At 68.2% G+C, this 1,047-nt stretch carries 2 protein-coding genes; both read right to left on the bottom strand.

Annotation, left to right across the window (positions count from 1 at the left end):
* Nucleotides 1-687: IS3 family transposase (locus ACI3ET_RS16375; protein WP_405034136.1), on the bottom strand; the 687-nt coding region annotated here is incomplete at its 3' end.
* On the bottom strand, nt 684-977 hold the full coding sequence (locus ACI3ET_RS16380) for a transposase (RefSeq protein ID WP_405034137.1): 294 nt from the start codon (nt 975-977) through the stop codon (nt 684-686). The genes ACI3ET_RS16375 and ACI3ET_RS16380, both read right to left, overlap by 4 nt.
* Nucleotides 978-1,047 lie beyond the last annotated feature (70 nt).

Genomic DNA, 1,047 nt, shown 5'->3' on the forward strand with positions numbered 1-1,047 from the left:
TTGGCCGGTTAACAGGCACGTGCCGACCTGTCCCATGGATCCGACCAGGTGGTGGCGTCGCAGCGCGGCGAGGTACTTCCGCGACCGGAACTGACTGCCGCGGTCGGAGTGGACGATGCATCCGGCGACGTCCATGCCGTGGGCGGTGCGGGTGGTGACGGCGTTGTCCAGGGCCTGCACCGCCAGGCGGGACTTCATCCGGGTGTCGATGGAGTACCCGACGATGCGGTTGGACCAGACGTCCTTGACCGCGCACATGTAGAGCTTGCCCTCGGCGGTGACGTGCTCGGTGATGTCGGTCAGCCACAACTGGTTCGGGCCCTGCGCGGTGAAGTCGCGCTCGACGAGGTCCTCGTGCGCGGGCGGTCCGGGCTTGCCGTTCTTGCCGCGCTTCTTGCCGAAGGCGCTCCACCAGGCGTTGTCCGAGCAGATCCGCCATGCGGTGCGGTCGCACATGCCCACGCCGGCGGCGCGGGCCTCGTCGGCCAGCAGCCGGTGGCCGAACTCGGGGTCGTCGCGGTGTGCGTCGAACAGCGCATCCGCGCGGTAGGCGGCCGCTAGATCGGCGTCGGTGACCGGCTCCTTCAGCCACCGGTAGTACGGCTGGCGAGCGATCTTCAGCACCCGGCACGTCACCGTGACGGGGATCCCGTCGACGGCCAGCTCGTGGACGAGCGGGTACATCATTTTGGGGAGATGTTCGCCTGGGACAGGTACGCCGCGGCGCGGCGCAGGACCTCGTTCTCCTGCTCCAGCAGCCGGATGCGCCGTTTGGCCTCGCGCAGCTCGGCCACCTCCTCACGGTCGGCGCCGGGCTTGATCCCGGCGTCGCGGTCGGCCTGGGTCATCCAGTTCGTCAGACACGACTCCGAGATCCCGAAGTCCTTGGCAACCTGCTTGATCGTCACCCCCTCGCCACGCTGACGAGCGACGTGGACGACATCGTCACGGAACTCCTGGGGATAGGGCTTGGGCATGGTGCACATCCTTCCCTGCGGCGCTTCACAGCACCACAGACTCGGTGTCACCTACCCGTGCAGCAGTCCC

This window comes from Ornithinimicrobium jinqii (assembly GCF_045032595.1).
Classification (GTDB): Bacteria; Actinomycetota; Actinomycetes; order Actinomycetales; family Dermatophilaceae; genus Ornithinicoccus.

What these genes read in the sequence shown, in the direction of transcription:
- ACI3ET_RS16380 (WP_405034137.1), bottom strand. Translation starts at nt 977, where the DNA reads ATGCCCAAGCCCTATCCCCAGGAGTTCCGTGACGATGTCGTCCACGTC.